Origin of the sequence: Aeromonas sp. R7-2, assembly GCF_040908105.1 — a bacterium.
GTDB classification, from domain to species: domain Bacteria; phylum Pseudomonadota; class Gammaproteobacteria; order Enterobacterales; family Aeromonadaceae; genus Aeromonas; species Aeromonas caviae.
This window is the reverse complement of sequence record NZ_JBFODC010000019.1, coordinates 34,897-54,309: the sequence shown is the minus strand read 5'-3', so window position 1 is coordinate 54,309 and position 19,413 is coordinate 34,897. Positions and strand designations below refer to the sequence as shown.

Below are 19,413 nucleotides of genomic sequence, written 5' to 3'. Positions count from 1 at the left end.
TCGAGATCATGAGGCAATGGGTGGCCCCCATGGGCCATGGTTGAATTGGTCATTGGCTGGGTCCTGGTTTGTAAAGCCCGGTGGTGAGGCGGGCCAGGGAAATTAGGCGCTAGGCTGGTTCTCGGCGCGTTCAAGGGTGCGAGCCTCAAGCTCGCGGGCCAGGCGCAGGGCCTGCCGGTCGGTACCGGCGGCATGGGCAGTCGAAATCAGCGGCTCATCGAGGGCCAGGGCCAGCTCATGCATGACCGATTTCAAGATGATGTTGTCCCGATCGCTGACATGCTGGGAAGCCGGGCGCGGCGGGCGGAGTTGCGTGGTCATGGGTTACCTCCCGAGGACGAAGTTGATGAGTTTTTGCAGGGGGCGAAGGGGGCGCTCCTCGTTGTAGGCGGCCTCGTCATCCGGGCTGAACTGGAGCAAGCCGCGCTCGGGAAGGCCGGAGCCGTCCAGGATCTCCTCGACGGTCACGGGCGGATATCCCTGGTCGAGCAGGCTCCGATTGGCCCGTTTCACGGCCCTCGCCAGGATTTGTGGCTCATGTTGAGATATGGCCTTGAGCAGGATCAGCAACGAGGTGCGGGCAAATGCGGTTTCGGTCATGCGCAGTTCTGCACCGACTTCCTGCCACACCTGACGCTGGCCCGGGGTGCCACGCACCTTCAGCGGTGACAGCGTGTCGAGTTTTTCATGATCGGGGAGCGATATTCTTCCCATGGAGTTGGTCCTCTGTGTTGGGTGGAAAAACAGGCCGGTGGTTAGGCGGCCTGCTGGGAGTCCTGTTGAACAGGACGGTAATCTTCCAAGCCGAAATCCAGCTTTCCGCCTGACTTGAAGTGGATGCGGGTTGCAAACTGCTCTGGGATGACTTCAGGCCATTCGGACACAGTGCTTTTGCCTGCACCAAGCGCCCGGGCAAGAGCGTTATTGCCGCCAAAGAAATTGATGGCGTCCTGTTTTTTCATTGGTCAGGGTCCTTTGTTGCTCCCTTGAGTGGAGGCGTCATTTTGGTTCGCTTTTGCGAACAAGTCAACCATCGACATTCCGGACATGTAATAGGTGAAAATACATCTGTGTTTTAATTAGCGAACGGGAACGACATGACCTCTTTTAGAGATCGACTGGAATACATGATGAAGGAGCGTGGCTACAAGCAGGCTGACCTGGTTCGCAAATCAGGGATCAGCAAGGCCGTGATCTCCGTCCTGCTGTCGGACCCGTTAAAAGACTTGCGAGTGAGTAGCCTTCTCTCTATTGCCAAAGCCCTTGGCTGTGACCCGCTTTGGCTCTACACCGGCAAAGAAAGTGGTACCTACGTGACCGACACCAACCTCGGGAAAGTACCTGTATGGGAGATGTCAGAACTGGGGAAGCATCCGTCTGATGCGCTCTCTACCCTGGATAGCGGGCGCCATATATTTAGCGAGTTGGACGGGCAACTCATTGGAGTGGTTGCCAACGATGACAATCTCGCTGGCTCCGGCATTAAGACTGGTGATATCTGCGTAATTGACTTGGCAGACAGAACCCCCAGTCATGAAGACATACTTTTGGTCCAGTTGGGTGACAACAAGCAGCGCAGGCTTCTCAAAGCCCTTGATGGCCTATCAGGCATTAGCCTCGTAACAGATGATCAGCGTCTCGGCACTGTGCCAATCAAAGATGCAATTGTTTATGGTCGGATGGTTGAACTACGTCGTGACGTAAAGGAGTAGCCTGCCCCTCCCCCCATCAAGCCCGCTTCACGCGGGCTTTTTTGTGCCTGTCATTTAGGGGCGACGGCACCGCTCTCAAAAAAAGTTCGCTTTAACGAACATTTTTCATTGACGCTTACGTTCTCGAAGATTAACCTTCACCTTGTTCGGTAAAACAATCGAACCGCTCATAGCTTGAGCACAAACAGAACCAAACAGAGGACCAACTCATGAAAGTGAATGACCAAGTGCAATACACCAACCCCCGTACCCGCGTCTCCGTGCCGGCCGTGATCACCGACATCACCGACCTCGGCAAACGCCGCGGGGGTGGCCTGTTCTACACCGTCAAGACCGAGGCGGGTAAGGAACACCGGGCCCGGGCAGCCAGCTTGCAAGCGGCTGCGTAACGAGTCGCTCCCGCCAAGAGCGGGAGCACTCAACCGCATGAGCATTGGCTCAGTGTTCAACCGGTTGAGAAGCATCATCGACAACCAGCAACAGGACCCGGCCCCTGACCAGGGCAGAAGTGAGGCGCCTCACCAGCGCGTAAGAACGACAAAGCCCGCACGAGGCGGGCTTTGAAGGACTGGGGTACCACCCCAATCGGATGTTGCTAGGGGACCAACCCTAGCAACAGGACCCAGCATGACGAATCACGTGGGAATTAGCGAGGACCAACTCGCCAACAGGAGTGAATGTACCATGACCAAGCGCATTTTTTCCAGGGCCGCGAAACGCGCAGACCAGATTGTAACTGCCATCGCTGACCGCCTGAACGGCAATACCGCTCGCCGCCGAGCCATCAAACAGCGCCTGCATCTGGCCATGATGGCCACCGAGCAACACCACATCGTCGCCGCACGTGCTGCCCAGAAGCGCACCGCCGGCATCACCAAGCAGAGCGCCCTCCTCCACTGGCGGGCCGAGTTCCACCGCAACGCCATCTGACCCGGGTCTGGCGCTTCCCTCATAGCGCCGTAGCCAAAGCCTCTTTCTCAAGCACCGCAAGGATGCTTTGGCTTCGCTCACGCCAAATTCGGCTGGGCCTGCTCTTTAACAACATGGAACCGGCTCACAACCACGAATCCCGATGCCGGTAGGGATGCGCCGATACCCCGTTCAATCCGGAAGGCGGTGCGTGAACGTGAACGGTGGCCACTGGCAACAGTGGCCAGCCTGGAGCCCCTTGCATCAGGGGGTTGCAGGCTGATTTATCTTACTCCGGAGGGGACTAACCAGCTCACAAAATGAACCTGCTAGGGGCACAAAACATTGCTTTTATGGTATTAAAAAAAGATACTGATAGTGTCAATGTAACCTCAAGTTACCCGTTGACTGGAGAATATATGAACAATTTACGTAACATCCTGTCTGGATTTTCGAGCCTTTTTACTGGCTTCCAGCCTCGTTCCTATGCCCATTCAAATGGGTTTAAAGAAGATGCCGAGAACCTAAGTAAAGACGTGAAGATTCTCGGTCGGGACTTCACCAAGAGTGCCAATACCGTCTATGGCAAAGCAACATCAGATGCGAGCAAAGAGCGCTAACGGCAGCGAAGTGGCCGTCAGCTCGCACGATTCAGATTCACCTATTTTACCAGTGGCTCAACTTGAGCAACTGCATACCTTCCGACCTGACCTTGTCGATTTTGTTGTGGAACAGACCAAGCTCGAAGCTGAGCACCGTCGAGCCAGAAGTAGACGAGTTGACCGATACATATTGAGCGAACGACTATTCGGCATGTTATGCGCCGTTGCCGTTTGCATGATCGGCGTAGTTGGCGGTGGGTATGTCGGCCTTCACGGCCAACCTTGGCTAGGTGGCACCATAGCCACGGCAGCACTCGGTACTCTGGCTGTTGCATTTATTAAACGCCAACCGTAATTAAATTGTCTTACCGAAAGCCCAGCACCCGCTGGGCTTTTTATTGCCTTATTCAACCATCCCAGTTCACCACCCCCCCCGGCCCTCGAGCCGGTTTTTTTGTTTGCACCACCACAGGACCCAGACCATGAAAAAGCGTACCGACCAAAGCAACCTGACCATCCCTCCGCTCAATGATGCTTGCCGCAAGCGCCTGCGCCAGTTGCGTGAACGCCTCGGCTTCAGCCGGCCGGAGTTCGCCGACAAGTTGGGCATCCCGGCAACCACGCTCAAGAACTACGAGCTGAACTACCGGGACATCAGCGGCGGCACCCTGCTGTTGATAGCACAGCACCCCGAGCTTTCGGCCCACTTCGCCTGGCTGACGACCGGCCAAGGTGAAGGACCCGTGACGCAAGGCTAAACCCGCAAGAGGAGCTCGCAATGCCACTTCAGACGGATAGAGACGAACCACTGCTTATCTTCCAGCTCACAAGTCGTGACGGGAGAGTCATCAACATCTACAGCAATGGCTTCATCGATGGCGATGGGGCTGCGGAGTTCAACTTCGTCAGGAACTACTTCACCCCTCGGTTCGATGCAATCAGAGGGTTACTCGCTCGAGTGAAGGACAGAGGGATCCCCGATGACGAGCTTAAGCGAATTTTCGCTGGCTTTTGAGGGCATCTCGCAAGGCACCGCCTTAAGCGCCAACGCTATCGGTTCAAACTCATCAGACAGAAAGTATGTCACCTGCTTATGGTCGTCACTGAGAACCGAGAACACCTTGTGCCCAACAGTGCCCTGAGCAATTAACACACTGTCCCACTCAGAAATTCGCTTGTATTGAGCACTGCTAGTGCTGTCCGTAACCACCTTAAACCACGCCATAACTCCCCCAGCAAATGAAGCGTCAAATGATTCCAAGTTAACGTTTCTTGCTGGCGATTACCACCAGGACCCAGACCATGAAGCCACTGACCGAAGCCCAGATGATGGGATTTCGCGGCTCAATGCCGCCCCGCACCCAGCATCACTACAGCGTGACCGTCGAACCCGGCGCAGCAGAGCGCCAGCTTGCCCACCAACGCACTGCAACCCGCCGCGCCATCGAGGAGTATCACGAACGGCGCACCCTGCGACTGGAAATGGAGATGTAGCTATGACCAACGAAACAGCTCTTCTCACCCTGCTGGAAAGCCGCGAGGCCGAGGCCAGCGCCAGGGCTGAGTGGATTGCCGAGTGGAGCGAAGAGAACCTGCCACTGTTGCTGGCCGGCCAGCTCGATACCGACCTGTCCACCCTGCTGGCCGAGGTGAACCACGACCAGGGCCTGCAGCTCAACCAGGCGATGTTCCTGCTGATGACCGAGGGCGATCCTGCCCCGCTGATGCAGCTCACCAAGCAGTTGATGGACGCCGCCCTGGCCGCCCTGGCCCAGGCCGCCTGGCGCAGTCACCTCGCCGCCCTGCACGACGCCATGAGCGAGGAGCAATGGGAGCAGTACCAGCACAGGAGCGCAGCATGAACGCCATCGCCGACACCTCCGCCGCGCACCCGCTTGGTCGGGTGTTCGGCCTCTCCAACGAGGAGTACCACGCTGGCCCCGGGGTCAGCAAAAGCCAGCTCGACCAAATAGCCGAGAGCCCGGCTACCTACATCTGGGCCAAGAACGCCCCGCTCGACCAGGAGAAGCTCAAAGCCTTCGACATGGGCAGCGCCATCCACTGCCTACTGCTCGAACCGGACGAGTTCGAAAGCCGCTTCATCATCGCCCCACCGTTCAACCGCCGCACCAACGCCGGCAAGGCTGAAGAGGCCGAGTTCCTGGCAGGCTGCGCAGAGCTGGGCAAGACGGTGATGGATACCGAGGAGGGACGCAAGCTCTACCTGATGCGCGACAGCGTGATGGCCCACCCGGACGCCCGCTGGCTGCTGGAGCAGGAAGGGCACAGCGAGGTCTCCTTCTACTGGATTGACCCCCAGACCCAGGAGCTGTGCCGGATCCGACCAGACCGCCACCTGAGCAATCACCCCATCATGATCGACGTGAAGTCGGTGGACGATATGGGGCGCTTCGAGCGCCATGTCGAGGACTTCCGCTACCACGTGCAGGATGCCATGTACTCCGAAGGCTTCCACCGGGTGATGGGCGAGGAGCCGGAATTCGTCTTTCTGGCGGTCAGCACCAGTGTGAACTGTGGCCGCTACCCGGTGCGGGTGCGCCCCCTGACGGATGACTGGAAGGATGCGGGCAAGGACCTGTTCCGCCGCGACCTCCATCGCTTCCACGACTGCCGGGTCAACAACGACTGGCACGACTTCAAACCCCTCCAGCGCCCAGCCTGGGCGACAAGGAAAGCAGCATGAGCAACATCACCAGCATCAAACAGCAGGCGGTCGAGAACTTCGCCGCCCAGTTCCCCATCCTCGTCCAGCGTGGCATCGACGAGCCGACCTGGAACGCCCTGTGCAACACCATTTACCCGGGAGCCAACCCCGATTCGGTGGTCATGGCCATCGACTACTGCAGGGCCCGCGGCCTGGATATTCTGCTCAAGCCGGTCCACCTTGTCCCCATGCAGGTCACCGATGCCCGCACCAAAGAGAAGGTCTGGCGGGATGTGCCGATGCCCGGGATCGGCATGTACCGGATCCAGGCTGATCGCTCCGGCAACTACGCCGGTGCCGACGAACCCGTGTTCGGGCCGGATGTGACCGAAGAGTTCCAAGACCCCTACAACCAGAGCGCCAAGATCAAGGTCACCTACCCGCAGTGGTGCAAGTACACCGTCTATAAGATGGTCAACGGCCAGCGGGTTGCCTTCCACGCCCTGGAGCGCTGGAAGGAGAACTACGCCACCCAGAGCGGCAAGACCGAGTGCCCCAACGCCATGTGGCGCAAGCGGCCCTATGCCCAGCTCGCCAAATGCACCGAGGCGCAGGCGCTACGCAAGGCCTGGCCGGAGATCGGTAGCGAGCCCACCGCCGAGGAGATGGAGGGCAAGGAGATCATCATCAACGAGATCCCAGGTAGCCAACCGCAGCATGGCGCACCGGCAAAGAGCCGCACCCTGGATGCCATCCGCGGCCAGAGCATCGAATCGGTCACCCTGGAGCATGAGCAGATGGCCGAACCCGCCCAGGCGGACCACGCCAACGCCTACGCCGACCACTGCGCCGCCATCGAGGGGGCATGTGATACCACCGAATGGCAGCAGACCTACACCACCGCCTGGACCTGGGCCAACGAAACCGGCGACCAGAATATCATCGCAGGTATCAAGCAGATCGCCGGCGAGCGCAAGAAGCAGCTCAGTACCGGGCACAGCGCCCAGCAATAACCAACAAGGCCCGCTCACTGCGGGCCTTTTCAATCCTAAGGACCCGCCATGACCGAACAAGCCAAAACAGAGACAACCCAGGCCCAACTGGTTGTCATCGAACCCACCTCCGCCGTCGCCCTGTTCACTGAGGGCCAGGGGATTGCTGAACTGCTGGCTGACATTCGCCAGAAGGCAACCAGCCTGGTGCCCGACATCACCACCGCCAAGGGCCGCAAGGAGGTCGCCAGCATCGCCCATGCCGTCGCCCGCACCAAGACCTACCTGGACGGGCTCGGCAAAGAGCAAACGGACAAGTTCAAGGAGATCCCCAAGCGCATCGACGCCAATCGCAAGCAGATCCGCGACACCCTGGACGCCCTGAAAGACGAGGTGCGCGCCCCGCTCACCCAGTACGAAGCGGCAGAGGAAGCCCGAGTGGCAGCACTGCAATCCCGACTGGCCCGCCTCAATGAACTGGGATCCTCTGCCAGCATCGAGATCGCCGCCGCTGACCTGCAGGTCATGCTGCAGGAGGTCGAGCAGAACGCCCTGGACGACTCCTGGAAAGAGCTGCTGCCCCAGGCGACCGTCGCCAAGGAGCTCGCAACCAAGCGCCTCGGCGAGGCCCTGGCAGCCCGCCAGAAGTACGAAGCCGAGCAGGCAGAGCTGGAGCAACTGCGCCAGAAGCAGGCCGAACAGGATCGCATCGACCGCGAGCGCCTGATAGCCGAGCAGGCGGCGGAGCAAGCCCGCCGGGAGGAAGAGAATCGCCAGCGCCTGGAGCGTGAAGCCGCCCAGCACCGCGAGCAAGAGGCCCAACGCCAAGCCCAGGTGGCACAGCAGGCTGCAGAGCAGGCCCGGCGTGATTCCGAAGCCGCCGAGCTGGCCCGCCAGCAGGCCGAAGCAAACGCTGCACGCCAGGCGGAAGAGGCCGCCGCTCGCGCTGCTGAGCAAGAGCGTCAGCGCATCGCCGACGAGCAGCGCCAGAAAGCCTCAGAGGATGCTGCACGCGCCGCCGATATGGAGCACCGCCGCACCATCAACAACGCCATCCTGATGGACCTGATGGGCCTGGGAATTGAGGAAGAAAAAGCCATCAACCTTATCAAGCACATCGCTGGCAACAAGATCGACCACCTGACAATCAACTACTGATGACACGGTTCCAAAAGGAGAGGTTCCAATATGGCAGACTACCGTGGCTCCACTACCCCCACCGGCACCCGGGACATGACCCAGACACCGCTCTGGCTGTTCCGGGCGCTGGATCTGGAATTCAACTTCGCCCTTGATGCCGCCGCACTGCCGGAAACTGCGCTCTGCGAGAAGTACCTGACACCGGATATCGACGCCCTGAGCGTGGACTGGGGCGACTTTATCAGCCCGTCAGTGCGCTCGCCTTGGACATGGCTCAATCCGCCCTACTCCGATATCGGACCGTGGGTGGAAAAAGCCATCGAGCAGCAGGGGCGCGGCATCGGCACCGTCATGCTGGTCCCCCAGGACACCAGTACGGAATGGTACCCCTGTGAGCGCGCCAGCGAGGTCCGCCACATCACTGGTTACCACGATGAGAACGGCAAGTGGCGCAACGGCCGGGTGAGCTTCATCAACAAGGCAACCGGCGAGGAGATGAAGGGAAACCCCAAGGGCTCCATGTTCCTCATCTTCGCCCCAAACTGGCGCGGTGAATGCCGGATCCGCGATGTCAGCAAGCTCACCCTGCTGCTTGCCGGAGCGGAGCCCATCCGCGCTGCCGCCTGATACCCCCAACCCATCCACCGCCAGCCACACAGAAACGGTGGATAAGTCGAGGACCCCCATGAAAGCCACGGAAAACCCCTACTGCGGTGCAGTAGTCATCGGGTTGGGCGTCGTCATGCCCGATCCCAAGCAGCCCGGCAAGTTCATCCTGCCCGGCGGCATCACCTGCGACCGGCAAACCGCCGAGGCCGCAGCCAAGAAGATCCACGACCTGCAGGCCAAGAAAGCCCGCAACTAACCGACCAAAGGACCCAGACCATGTGGTTTAATAACCTTCAAGTTTACCGTTTCACCCGCCAGTTCGAGTTGACCGCCGAACAACTGGAAACCCAACTGGAGGCGTGCGCCTTCACCCCCTGCGGCAGCCAGGATATTTCCCGCTTTGGCTGGACCCGACCCTTCGGCAAGCTCGGCCACACCCTGACCCATGCCGCCAACGGCCAGATCCTGCTGTGCGCCCGCCGCGAGGACAAGATCCTGCCGACCGCCGTCATCAAGGAAGCGCTGGCAGAGAAGGTGGAGGCCATCGAGTACGAGCAGGGCCGCGCCCTCAAGAAGAAAGAAAAGGATGCGCTCAAGGAGGAGCTGCTGCACACCCTGCTGCCCCGGGCGTTCAGCCGTACCGCCAACACCTTCGCCTGGATCAACCCGGCCGACGGCCTGCTGATGGTCGATGCCTCCTCCGCCAAGAAGGCGGACGATGTGCTGGCTCTGCTTCGCAAGTCCATTGGCAGCCTGCCGGTGGTGCCGGTGGCGCTCAAGAACCCACCCGAGATCACCATGACCGCATGGCTGCAAGAGGGAAATCTGCCAGCAGCTTTCACCCTGGAGGATGAATCCGAGCTGCGCAGCGCCATGGAGCACGGCGGGATCGCCCGCTTCAAACAGCAAGACCTGATGACCGACGAGGTAAAAAACCACCTCGCCAACGACAAGCTGGTCACCAAGTTGGCCCTGAACTGGGGTGAGCGCCTCAGCTTCGTGCTGGGTGATGACCTCTCCATCAAGCGCCTCAAGTTCAGCGAGGACATGCGCGAGCAGAACGACGACATTACCAGCGAAGATCCGGCCGCCCGCCTGGACGCCGACTTCGCCCTGGTGACCGCCGAGCTGGCCCAGTTCATTCCTACACTATTTTCTGCTCTAGGTGGTGAGGTGATGTTGATTGAGTCTTAGCGAGGGCTTTGCTCTAATGAGCCAGAAGCCCATCTGCAACCAGCTGTACTTATAAACAGAAAGGTACTCAAATTATGTCAAGGAAAGGCCAGCATCAAATCCAACAAAATCAGTCGGACAAGACTGGGATATTAATGCAAAAGAAAATACTTATCGGAGGGGCGCTCTCGATCGCAGCCGTGTTCTGGGTACCAACCGCTTTTGCTTGGGATAATGGTTTTAAAAGCTTGGGATGGGATGATACGACCGCTACAGTTCTTAAGCAGGTGACGGATGTAAAACCGGTAATGGGTTATCCCATGGGGGATGCCAATTCCATCAGAGCTACACCAAATCCTAGCATCGGATTCCTCGACATACACGCCATCAAACCAACCCGATATGACTTCTTTAAAGATCGATTGGTTAAGGTCTCCTTCCATGTAGCCAGCTATCGTGACGATTCCCCTGCTACGGTCGAGAAGGCGAAAGCCGACTATGAGCGTATTAAACAGAAGATTGCCACGGGCCTTGGTGTGACCGCAAAAGACACCTACATCACTGATCCCAAACAGCCATTTTTCGCCTGCATCTCATCCGAAGATTGTGGAAGGTGGGCATCAACATTTAAAACCAAAGACTCCACCGTGAATATGGTGCTAGAACAAGTTGGAGAAGAAGATACCCCGCTTACCGTGTCAATCACCCGGAAATACGAAGACTAATCCATACCGCTGTTTATCCATGGTTTAATTTTGGCTTAATCTGATTCGGCGGCAGGCATGCATTGCCGCCGAGCCAGTCTTGCTCCCTTGGATCTGGGGAGTAAGAAATAACGGCCCTTCCTTCAACTCAACCGGCGCCCCATCCTCTGGGACAGGAGGGCCACGCCATGCAGCAACTTCAACTGACCATCGACCAGGACAGCCAGCTTCTCAATGAGCTGGTCAGCGCCGTGCGCTCCCCCACCCTTTCCCGATCGGCCAAGCTCGCCGAGATCGGCCGCATCCTGGCGCACTTCGATCTGCCCATCGAAGCGCCCCGAGTTGCTGGCCAGCTCTGGAGCGCCACCGACCTGGGCAAGGAGCTGGGGGTCAGTGCCCAGGCCATTGGACGGCTGGCCAACCAGCACCAACTCAAACGCCCGGCGTTCGGGGAGTACCGCCTTGACCAGGCGGTCAGCAGCAGGAAGCAGGTTGAATGCTTCCTCTACAACCGAGCAGGCCGGGATGAAATAACCAGACTAATGAGGACCAACAGATGCAGCAATTCGTCTACCCATGTGCCAGGTGGGTGAGGCCGAAATTATTCGCCGAACTGACAGGCATGACAGAAAAAGCCGCCGAGGGACGGCGCTTAAAAGGAGAGTGGCCGGAAGGGCGGGTATGGTGCCGAGCCCCGGATAACCAGATTCGTTACAACGTTGCGGAGTATGACAAGTGGGTCGAGTCAAACATGATGATCTAGTGGCTGGAGTCACTGGATTGGAGGTTCATGGCAAAAAGCTGCGCATTACCTTCACCTATAAACGGGCGCGCTGCCGGGAGGTCCTCGACCTCCCCATCACCAAAGCGAACGTGAAGTTTGCCACCAACAAGCTGGCGACCATCAAGCATGAGATTGCGATCGGCACCTTCAGCTACGCACATCATTTCCCTGACAGCCCTGCACTGACTCGATTTGGAGGAAGCCGGCGAAACGTCACCATCTGGGAGGCCTATCAGGATTTCTGGCGGCTTCACAAACCTATGCTGAAGCCTACCTCTCGTCATGGCTACCCGTTCGCCATTGAGGCGTGCATCAATGTCCTGGGTAAGGACCGACAGGTATCAACGCTGATGCCCAAGGACATTGAGCTGATCCGCAATGAGCTGCACATCTCACTCAAACCAAACTCCATCGTCACCTACCTTGGGCGATTCAGGCAGTTGCTTCGCTGGTGTGAGAAGAACAACTTACTTGCGGATGCAGCAAGACTCACAGGAGGTGTGAGGCCCGTCACCACCAGAAAAACCTCACCGGCAGACCCTTTCGAATTTGATGAATACACCCGGCTGCTGGAAGCATGCTCCCACGAGCAGCAACGAAACATGATCACCCTTGCCATCTATACTGGCCTTAGAACAGGCGAGTTGAGGGCTCTTGCTTGGGAGGACATCGACCTCGAAAAAGGGGTCATGGTCATCAGCAGGAACATCAGTAACGAATCGGACTATTTCAAACTGCCCAAGACCAACGAGCCCCGGGAGGTTGATCTGCAACCGCCCGTGATCGCAGCTCTCAGGTCACAGATGGCATTGTCGTTCATGCGTGCTGTGGTGTCGGTAGATGTGGACATGAACGGTCGCATCGAGCGCCAGAGCATCAGGCCGGTATTCACGCCTAAGGTGACGGGCCCCCATGTTCCACACGCCAAGGAGTTCTTCACCGCCGCCGGGGTGTCTCATGCCTGGAGCAACATCATGAGGAGAGCCGGAGTAAGATATCGGCGCTTCTATCAACTTAGGCATACGTTTGCTAGTTGGAACCTGACGTCGCATGGAAATCTCGCGTATATTGCAGCGCAAATGGGTCACGCTGACCTTGAAATGTTACAATCCGTCTACGGAAAGTGGATCGCCTCGGCGAGCAAATCTGAGGCGGTCAGGATCTGGGAGCAGATGCAATCAAAAGGCCTTTTTGCCCCAATGACGCCCCAAGAAAAAAAGATCCAACAGTAAGCGATTGATTTATTAGATAAATAGTCAACCCCCACAATTCCCGGCAAAGGAACTGGAACCCCCCATGAACAAATTGCTTATCAAGAATGCCACCCTGGTCAACGAAGGCCGCATCTATGCCTCCGACGTCCTGATCGAGGGTGAGCGGATCGCCCGCGTCGCCCCGGACATCAGTGCCCCCGATGCCGTGGTGATCGATGCAACGGGCCGTCATCTCATCCCCGGGATGATCGATGATCAGGTCCACTTCCGGGAGCCCGGCCTGACCCACAAGGGAACCATCGCCAGTGAATCCCGGGCCGCCGTGGCCGGTGGCACCACCAGCTTCATGGAAATGCCCAACGTCAATCCCCAGACCACCACCATCGACGCCCTCGAAGCCAAATACCAGATAGCCGCCAACTCCGCCGCCGCCAACTACAGCTTCTACCTGGGTGCCACCAACGACAACCTGGAAGAGATCAAGAAACTCGATCCCAAGCAGTCCTGTGGCATCAAGATCTTCATGGGGGCCTCCACCGGCAACATGCTGGTGGACAACCAGGAGACCCTGGCAGCCATCTTCCGCGAAAGCCCGGTGATGATCGTCACCCACTGCGAGGACACCCCGTCCATCAAGGTGCTGGAAGACGAAGCTCGCGCCAAGTGGGGCGAAGACGTGCCCATGCGCGAGCACGGCCGCATCCGCAGCGCGGACGCCTGCTACAAATCCTCCAGCATGGCGGTCTCCCTGGCCAAGCAGTACGGCGCCAAGCTGCACGTGCTGCACCTGACCACGGCGAAAGAGCTCTCACTCTTTACCGCCACCCCGGATCTGAAGGATCTCAAGGACAAGAACATCACCGCCGAAGTGTGCGTCCACCACCTCTTCTTCAACGAGGCGGACTACGACACCCTGGGCAGCCAGATCAAGTGCAACCCGGCGGTGAAGAGCGCTGCCGACCAGCACGCCCTGCTGGATGCGGTACGCAACGACGTGCTCGACATCATCGCCACCGACCACGCTCCCCACACCTGGGAAGAGAAACAGAACAGCTACTTCAAGGCGCCGTCCGGCGTGCCCCTGGTGCAGCACTCCCTGCAGGCGCTGCTGGAGCTCTACCACAACGGGGTCTTCAGCCTGGAAACCATCGTCAAGAAGACCTCCCATGCGGTGGCCGAGCGCTTCCAGGTGCAGGATCGCGGCTACATCCGGGAAGGCTACTTCGCCGACCTGGTGCTGCTGGATCTCGGCAAGCCCTACGTGGTCACCGACAGCAACCTGCTCTACCTGTGCGGCTGGTCCCCGTTCAACGGCTACCGCTTCCAGAGCACCATCGAGATGACCCTGGTGAACGGCCAGATTGCCTGGCAGAACGGTCAGGTCACCGACAAGGTATTGGGCAAGCGTCTCACCTTCAACCGCTGATCTGGATGATGACTGCTTCCAGCGCGCCCTGCTTGAGATGACCCTGGTCAACGGGCAAATAGCCTGGCAGCACGGTCAGGTCACCGGCAAGGTATTGGGCAAGCGCTTGACCTTCAACCGCTGATCTCGGCTTGAGAGCATCACGCCAAACGGCCACCTCCGGGTGGCCGTTTTTCCTGCAAGACAGCGGTGAGGTGCCGACAAAATGCACCACTGGTCGCACTTTGATCCGAAGTTGCTCGCAAAGCAGGCAAACGATCTCGAACCTGAATTTCCCCTGTTGACAGGGTCGGGGCATCTCCATAAACTCCCTCCCCGTCAGCCGAGCTGACTCCGTCGGTGTGTAGCGCAGCCAGGTAGCGCATCTGCATGGGGTGTAGAGGGTCGGAGGTTCGAATCCTCTCACACCGACCAAATTCCCCGAGAAAGGCCTTGTCAGACGACAAGGCCTTTTCTTTTATGGTCTTCCGCCGCGATTGTCTCTCCAACCCCTTTATGCTGTAGTAAAACCCCCTTTGCCAAGCGGCCCGCATCATGTTGCCTTCCCTTCGTACTTTCTGCACCCTTGCCCTCAGCGCCCTGCTGGTCGGCCAGCTCGCGGGCTGCGCCACCGCCTATGACAGTGAAAAATCGTTCTGGAATGGCCAGACCGGTTTTTCACAGACCCAGCTTGGCCCGGCCCGCTGGCAACTGGAGTTTGTGGGCAACGATCTGGTGGACAGGGAAACGGCGCGCAAATACGTGCTCAAGCGGGCCGGTGAGGTGGCACTGGCAAAGGGATACCCCTGGATTCAGGTCGAGACGCTGACCCTGTCGCGGGATGCCGTCAGGGTCACCCCGACCCGCCCCCAATTCGGGTTCGACGAGTACGAGCCAGACACCTTCATGGACGACATGCAGGTGGAACACCGCACCTCGGCCCTGCTCGTCTTCACCCTGGAGGCCAGCCCCCGGGACGCGCAGAGCATGGAAGCCGTTTATCTCGCGAAAATTAAAATAAACAGCGATTAATACAAATAAATCACAAGATGCATATCAAATACAGCTAACAACAGCACAAAACTCCGAAACAAGTCACTGGATTTCCCCTTCGCGATTAGGCATGCTCCAGCACACCGGCTGTCTGGATTCCACCGCCCGGATCACAAAAAAGGACTGAGGCGGCCCCTCGCCGCCTGCACAGGCATTGCACCTATCGAAACCGGAACTCCCCCATGAAAATGAACAAGTTGACCGTTGCCATCCTCATTGCGATGTTGCTTGGCATCGTGACCGGGCAGGGTTATCGCCTGCTCGCTCCCGCACAGGCCGCAGGCTTTGCCGATGACATCACCCTGCTGACCGACATCTTTCTGCGCCTCATCAAGATGATCATCGCCCCCCTGGTGTTCACCACGCTCGTGGTCGGTATCGCCAAGATGGGCGACACCCGCACCGTGGGCCGCATCGGCGTCAAGACCCTGGGCTGGTTCATGCTCGCCTCCCTGATGTCCCTGACCCTGGGGCTGGTCATGGTCCACCTGATGCAACCCGGGGTGGGGCTCTCCCTCTCCCTGCCCGATGACGGCACCAGCTCAGGCGTGGTTGCCACCGCCATCTCCCTCAAGGATTTCGTGACCCACGCCATCCCGAAAAGCGTGGTCGAGGCGATGGCCACCAACGAGATCCTGCAGATCGTGGTCTTCTCCCTCTTCTTCGGGCTGGCCGCCGCCGCCTTGGGGGACGACGCCAAGCCCGTGGTCAAGCTGATGGCCAGCGGCGCCGAGATCATGCTCAAGGTGACCGGCTACGTGATGAACTTCGCCCCGTTCGCGGTGTTTGGCGCCATCGCCGCCATGGTCGCCAAGGAGGGGCTCGGCATCCTCGCCACCTATGGCACCTTCATGGCCCAGTTCTATCTGGCGCTCGGCTGCCTCTGGCTGCTGCTCATCGCCATGGGCAGCCTCTTCATCCGCCGCCGCATCCTGACCCTGCTCGCCCTCATCCGCGAGCCCATCCTGCTGGCCTTCTCCACCGCCAGCTCCGAGGCGGCCTACCCCAAGACCCTGGACAGGCTGGAGAAATTTGGCTGTGACAAGCGCATCGCCAGCTTCGTGCTCCCCATGGGCTATTCCTTCAACCTGGACGGCTCCATGATGTACTGCACCTTCGCGGTGATGTTCATCGCCCAGGCCTATGGCATCGAGCTCTCCACGGCCCAGCAGATCACCATGCTGCTGCTGCTGATGGTTACTTCCAAGGGAATGGCCGGGGTGCCCCGCGCCTCCCTGGTGGTGATTGCCGCCACCCTCAACCAGTTCCACATCCCGGAAGCGGGCATCCTGCTGCTGCTCGGTATCGACCACTTCCTCGACATGGGGCGCTCCGCCACCAACGTGCTGGGCAACGCCATCGCCGCGAGCGTGGTAGCCAAGAGCGAAGACAGCCTGGGTGAGACCGCCCCCCTCGGCGAGGTGGACACCGCCAAGGCGTGATCCCCCCTGACCCCCATGACAACGGCCCGCCTCTGCGGGCCGTTGTCATATGCCTGATGGGGCACACCGCGCCTCAGCACCAGCGCCTGACCTGTCGGCAATAGTCGTCATAGGCATCGCCGAATTGTCGCCGCAGCGCCTGCTCCTCCGCCAGGATCTGGAAGCGGGTAAGCCAGCCCCAGAGCAGCAGCGGCCCGAGCCACACTGCCATGCCCTCCAGATAGCAAGCCAGCGCCAGGGTCCAGCAGAGCAGCCCCAGGTACATGGGATTGCGGCTGATGCGATAGACGCCCCGGGTCACCAGCACCCGGCTGTTCTCCAGCCGCAGGGGGTGCACAGTGGTGCGCTGCTGCCAGAAATGCAGAAGCGCACCGCCCCCCAGCAGGGCTCCCGCCAGCCACAGCGTGGCGACCAGCACCAGCCACAGGGGCGCTGCCCTCCCCTCGCCCCGCCCCAGCCACATGGCGAGCACGATGACGACGAACAGCAGCAGCGGTGGAATCCGCAACGTCAGCTTCATATTTTCTTCCTGCAACACGTGCCACGATTGACGCCGTTGAGATACACTCCCAGAGTCGGCATCTGGATAAAAAGTGAAATATATCATTAGCATAGCAACATGCCATGACCAGACCTGCCGCAGCTCGCCTCAGCGATGAGCCCAGCCTCAACTCAAGACAATAAGAAAGGACTTGCCCCATGCACAAGAAAACACTGCTCGCGACCCTGATCTTTGGCCTGCTGGCCGGCCAGGCGGTCGCCGCCCCCTATCTGCCGCTCGCCGACGACCACCGCAACGGTCAGGAACAGACCGCCGCCAACGCCTGGCTGGAAGTGGATCTCGGTGCCTTCGAGCACAACATCCAGACCCTGAAGAATCGCCTGGGTGACAAGGGCCCGCAGATCTGCGCCATCATGAAGGCGGACGCCTACGGTCACGGCATCGAGCTGCTGGTCCCTTCCGTGGTCAAGGCAGGCATCCCCTGCATCGGCATCGCCAGCAACGAAGAAGCACGTGTTGCCCGCGAGAAGGGCTTCGAAGGTCGCCTGATGCGGGTGCGTGCCGCCACCCCGGATGAAGTGGAGCAGGCCCTGCCCTACAAGCTGGAGGAGCTCATCGGCAGCCTGGAGAGCGCCAAGGGGATCGCCGACATCGCCCAGCGCCATGACACCAACATCCCGGTGCACATCGGCCTGAACTCCGCCGGCATGAGCCGCAACGGCATCGATCTGCGCCAGGACGATGCCAAGGCCGATGCCCTGGCCATGCTCAAGCTCAAGGGGATCACCCCGGTCGGCATCATGACCCACTTCCCGGTGGAGGAGAAAGAGGACGTCAAGCTGGGGCTGGCCCAGTTCAAGCTGGACTACCAGTGGCTCATCGACGCCGGCAAGCTGGATCGCAGCAAGCTCACCATCCACGCCGCCAACTCCTTCGCCACCCTGGAAGTGCCGGAAGCCTACTTTGACATGGTGCGCCCGGGCGGCATCATCTATGGCGACACCATTCCCTCCTACACCGAGTACAAGAAGGTGATGGCGTTCAAGACCCAGGTCGCCTCCGTCAACCACTACCCAGCGGGCAACACCGTCGGCTATGACCGCACCTTCACCCTCAAGCGCGACTCCCTGCTGGCCAACCTGCCGATGGGCTACTCCGACGGCTACCGCCGCGCCATGAGCAACAAGGCCTATGTGCTGATCCATGGCCAGAAGGCCCCCGTCGTGGGCAAGACCTCCATGAACACCACCATGGTGGACGTCACCGACATCAAGGGGATCAAACCCGGTGACGAGGTGGTCCTGTTCGGACGCCAGGGTGATGCCGAAGTGAAACAATCCGATCTGGAGGAGTACAACGGTGCCCTCTTGGCGGACATGTACACCGTCTGGGGCTACACCAACCCCAAGAAGATCAAGCGCTAAGCAAATTGCTGACATGAAAAAGGGCTCCCGAGGGAGCCCTTTTTATTGCACCGTTCACGCCGCCTTTTTGCGGGTCATCAGCAGACTCAGCCCCATGGAGGCCAGCAGGATCAGCGCCACCACGCCAAGGGCGATGCCGGTCGGTATCTTGAAGATATCGAGCAGCAACATCTTGACCCCGATGAACATCAGGATCAGCGCCAGGCCGTATTTGAGCAGGGCGAAGCGATCGGCCACCCCGGCCAGCAGGAAGTACATGGCGCGCAGCCCCATGATGGCGAAGATGTTGGAGGTGAGCACGATGAAGGGATCCGTGGTCACCGCGAAGATGGCCGGGATACTGTCCACCGCGAAGATGAGGTCGCTCACCTCCACCAGCACCAGGATGAGCAGCAGCGGGGTCGCGTAGCGCACACCGTCACGCCAGACGAAGAACTTCTCCCCCTCCAGCGTCTCGGTCACCTTGAAGCGACGACGCATCCAGCCGAGCAGGGCATTGTTCTCGAGATCCGGCTCCTTGTCGGCCGCCCACAGCATCTTGGCACCGGTCAGCAGCAGGAAGGCCCCGAACAGGTAGAGGATCCAGTGGAACTGCTCGATGAGCCAGCTGCCCGCGAACACCATGCCGGCGCGCATCACGATGGCCCCTAGCACCCCGTAGAGCAGGACCCGGCGCTGCAGCTCCGCCGGGATGGCGAAGTAGCCGAACAGCATCAGCCAGACGAAGACGTTGTCCACCGCCAGTGCCTTTTCGATGAGGTAGCCGGTGAGAAACTCCAGCCCCTTCTGGTTCGCGATTTCGCGCCCGGCACTGTGATCCAGCCAGAGCCAGATGGCCAGGTTGAACAGGAGCGCCACGCTGACCCAGATGAGAGACCAGATGCCCGCCTCTTTCAGCGACACCTTGTGCGCCTTGCCGCCACCGACAAAGCGGATATCAATCCACAACAGGACCAGCACTATGCTGAAGAAACCGGTCCACATCCACCATTCACCCATTTTCACTTCTCCCAAAACGACAAAACCCACGGCCGGGAGGCAGTGGGTTCGCGTTTGGAGCAGATACACCTTGCCTCTCGGCAA

27 protein-coding genes and 1 tRNA gene are annotated in these 19,413 nt (G+C 59.5%); 22 read left to right on the top strand and 6 right to left on the bottom strand.

All coding sequences use genetic code 11. The annotated features are described in order from the left end of the window. Window positions 1-102: 102 nt before the first annotated feature. From AB5Y47_RS04830 to AB5Y47_RS04820, 3 genes are read right to left on the bottom strand one after another with little or no spacing between them, the layout of a single operon-like run. Window positions 103-321: a hypothetical protein gene (locus AB5Y47_RS04830; protein WP_045525499.1), complete on the bottom strand. Its 219-nt coding sequence runs from the start codon at window positions 319-321 to the stop codon at window positions 103-105. Window positions 322-324: 3 nt separating this feature from the next. Then, window positions 325-714, bottom strand: a complete 390-nt coding sequence (locus AB5Y47_RS04825) for a hypothetical protein (protein WP_135319752.1) — start codon at window positions 712-714, stop codon at window positions 325-327. 41 nt (window positions 715-755) lie between these two features. Continuing rightward, complete coding sequence (locus tag AB5Y47_RS04820; RefSeq protein WP_202043880.1) at window positions 756-962, bottom strand: Cro/CI family transcriptional regulator; 207 nt, start codon at window positions 960-962, stop codon at window positions 756-758. A 135-nt stretch (window positions 963-1,097) separates the two neighbouring features. Here AB5Y47_RS04820 and AB5Y47_RS04815 point away from each other — a divergent pair, with 135 nt between their 5' ends. From AB5Y47_RS04815 to AB5Y47_RS04730, 18 genes are all read left to right on the top strand, one after another. Beyond that, a complete protein-coding gene (locus AB5Y47_RS04815) occupies window positions 1,098-1,712 on the top strand; it encodes a helix-turn-helix transcriptional regulator (protein WP_234921666.1) in 615 nt (204 codons plus the stop codon). A 209-nt stretch (window positions 1,713-1,921) separates the two neighbouring features. Further along, window positions 1,922-2,101: a hypothetical protein gene (locus tag AB5Y47_RS04810; protein ID WP_011705891.1), complete on the top strand. Its 180-nt coding sequence runs from the start codon at window positions 1,922-1,924 to the stop codon at window positions 2,099-2,101. A gap of 295 nt (window positions 2,102-2,396) precedes the next feature. Then, on the top strand, window positions 2,397-2,642 hold the full coding sequence (locus tag AB5Y47_RS04805) for a hypothetical protein (RefSeq protein ID WP_368219920.1): 246 nt from the start codon (window positions 2,397-2,399) through the stop codon (window positions 2,640-2,642). A 398-nt stretch (window positions 2,643-3,040) separates the two neighbouring features. Then, on the top strand, window positions 3,041-3,241 hold the full coding sequence (locus AB5Y47_RS04800) for a hypothetical protein (RefSeq protein ID WP_141227070.1): 201 nt from the start codon (window positions 3,041-3,043) through the stop codon (window positions 3,239-3,241). 464 nt (window positions 3,242-3,705) lie between these two features. Further along, window positions 3,706-3,981 carry a helix-turn-helix domain-containing protein gene (locus AB5Y47_RS04795; RefSeq protein WP_368219919.1) on the top strand — a complete coding sequence of 92 codons (276 nt, stop codon included), beginning with the start codon at window positions 3,706-3,708 and terminating at the stop codon, window positions 3,979-3,981. A 20-nt stretch (window positions 3,982-4,001) separates the two neighbouring features. Then, the gene (locus AB5Y47_RS04790; RefSeq protein ID WP_235674271.1) at window positions 4,002-4,238 is read left to right on the top strand and encodes a hypothetical protein; all 237 of its coding nucleotides are present in this window, start codon (window positions 4,002-4,004) and stop codon (window positions 4,236-4,238) included. A 287-nt stretch (window positions 4,239-4,525) separates the two neighbouring features. Further along, the gene (locus AB5Y47_RS04785) at window positions 4,526-4,717 is read left to right on the top strand and encodes a hypothetical protein (protein WP_202043885.1); all 192 of its coding nucleotides are present in this window, start codon (window positions 4,526-4,528) and stop codon (window positions 4,715-4,717) included. Window positions 4,718-4,719: 2 nt separating this feature from the next. Then, window positions 4,720-5,085 (top strand): hypothetical protein, encoded by a 366-nt coding sequence (locus tag AB5Y47_RS04780; protein WP_368219917.1) that lies wholly within the window; start codon window positions 4,720-4,722, stop codon window positions 5,083-5,085. Continuing rightward, a complete protein-coding gene (locus tag AB5Y47_RS04775) occupies window positions 5,082-5,927 on the top strand; it encodes a PD-(D/E)XK nuclease-like domain-containing protein (protein ID WP_368219915.1) in 846 nt (281 codons plus the stop codon). The genes AB5Y47_RS04780 and AB5Y47_RS04775 overlap by 4 nt, the downstream gene beginning before the upstream one ends. Continuing rightward, on the top strand, window positions 5,924-6,901 hold the full coding sequence (gene bet / locus AB5Y47_RS04770) for a phage recombination protein Bet (RefSeq protein ID WP_368219914.1): 978 nt from the start codon (window positions 5,924-5,926) through the stop codon (window positions 6,899-6,901). The genes AB5Y47_RS04775 and bet overlap by 4 nt, the downstream gene beginning before the upstream one ends. Before the next feature lie 48 nt (window positions 6,902-6,949). Beyond that, a complete protein-coding gene (locus tag AB5Y47_RS04765; protein WP_368219913.1) occupies window positions 6,950-8,038 on the top strand; it encodes a hypothetical protein in 1,089 nt (362 codons plus the stop codon). Window positions 8,039-8,068: 30 nt separating this feature from the next. Continuing rightward, window positions 8,069-8,647 carry a phage N-6-adenine-methyltransferase gene (locus AB5Y47_RS04760; RefSeq protein WP_368219911.1) on the top strand — a complete coding sequence of 193 codons (579 nt, stop codon included), beginning with the start codon at window positions 8,069-8,071 and terminating at the stop codon, window positions 8,645-8,647. A gap of 58 nt (window positions 8,648-8,705) precedes the next feature. After that, window positions 8,706-8,885, top strand: a complete 180-nt coding sequence (locus tag AB5Y47_RS04755; RefSeq protein ID WP_109422291.1) for a hypothetical protein — start codon at window positions 8,706-8,708, stop codon at window positions 8,883-8,885. 20 nt (window positions 8,886-8,905) lie between these two features. Then, entirely contained in the window at window positions 8,906-9,823 is a 918-nt protein-coding gene (rdgC, locus tag AB5Y47_RS04750) for a recombination-associated protein RdgC (RefSeq protein ID WP_368219909.1), read from the top strand. 74 nt (window positions 9,824-9,897) lie between these two features. After that, entirely contained in the window at window positions 9,898-10,527 is a 630-nt protein-coding gene (locus tag AB5Y47_RS04745) for a hypothetical protein (RefSeq protein ID WP_323920106.1), read from the top strand. A gap of 167 nt (window positions 10,528-10,694) precedes the next feature. After that, entirely contained in the window at window positions 10,695-11,099 is a 405-nt protein-coding gene (locus tag AB5Y47_RS04740; RefSeq protein ID WP_077096152.1) for a hypothetical protein, read from the top strand. Between the two features lie 169 nt (window positions 11,100-11,268). Further along, a complete protein-coding gene (locus AB5Y47_RS04735) occupies window positions 11,269-12,522 on the top strand; it encodes a DUF3596 domain-containing protein (RefSeq protein WP_368219907.1) in 1,254 nt (417 codons plus the stop codon). 64 nt (window positions 12,523-12,586) lie between these two features. Continuing rightward, the gene (locus tag AB5Y47_RS04730) at window positions 12,587-13,930 is read left to right on the top strand and encodes a dihydroorotase (RefSeq protein ID WP_039038976.1); all 1,344 of its coding nucleotides are present in this window, start codon (window positions 12,587-12,589) and stop codon (window positions 13,928-13,930) included. Here the strand turns inward: AB5Y47_RS04730 and AB5Y47_RS04725 are convergent. Next, entirely contained in the window at window positions 13,920-14,234 is a 315-nt protein-coding gene (locus AB5Y47_RS04725; protein WP_368219906.1) for a hypothetical protein, read from the bottom strand. The two genes, AB5Y47_RS04730 and AB5Y47_RS04725, sit on opposite strands and share 11 nt — an antisense overlap. A 33-nt stretch (window positions 14,235-14,267) precedes the next feature. Between AB5Y47_RS04725 and AB5Y47_RS04720 the strand changes: the two genes are divergently transcribed. From AB5Y47_RS04720 to AB5Y47_RS04710, 3 genes are all read left to right on the top strand, one after another. Further along, window positions 14,268-14,344, top strand: a tRNA-Pro gene (locus AB5Y47_RS04720). A gap of 120 nt (window positions 14,345-14,464) precedes the next feature. Then, window positions 14,465-14,941, top strand: a complete 477-nt coding sequence (locus tag AB5Y47_RS04715; protein WP_223955526.1) for a hypothetical protein — start codon at window positions 14,465-14,467, stop codon at window positions 14,939-14,941. 203 nt (window positions 14,942-15,144) lie between these two features. Continuing rightward, window positions 15,145-16,404 (top strand): dicarboxylate/amino acid:cation symporter, encoded by a 1,260-nt coding sequence (locus tag AB5Y47_RS04710; RefSeq protein WP_045525467.1) that lies wholly within the window; start codon window positions 15,145-15,147, stop codon window positions 16,402-16,404. Between the two features lie 73 nt (window positions 16,405-16,477). On the opposite strand, the gene AB5Y47_RS04705 is transcribed toward AB5Y47_RS04710, so the two are convergent. After that, complete coding sequence (locus AB5Y47_RS04705) at window positions 16,478-16,924, bottom strand: isoprenylcysteine carboxylmethyltransferase family protein (RefSeq protein ID WP_368219904.1); 447 nt, start codon at window positions 16,922-16,924, stop codon at window positions 16,478-16,480. Between the two features lie 179 nt (window positions 16,925-17,103). Here AB5Y47_RS04705 and alr point away from each other — a divergent pair, with 179 nt between their 5' ends. Continuing rightward, a complete protein-coding gene (alr, locus tag AB5Y47_RS04700) occupies window positions 17,104-18,330 on the top strand; it encodes an alanine racemase (RefSeq protein ID WP_368219902.1) in 1,227 nt (408 codons plus the stop codon). Between the two features lie 54 nt (window positions 18,331-18,384). On the opposite strand, the gene AB5Y47_RS04695 is transcribed toward alr, so the two are convergent. After that, entirely contained in the window at window positions 18,385-19,329 is a 945-nt protein-coding gene (locus AB5Y47_RS04695) for a TerC family protein (RefSeq protein ID WP_029314355.1), read from the bottom strand. Window positions 19,330-19,413 lie beyond the last annotated feature (84 nt).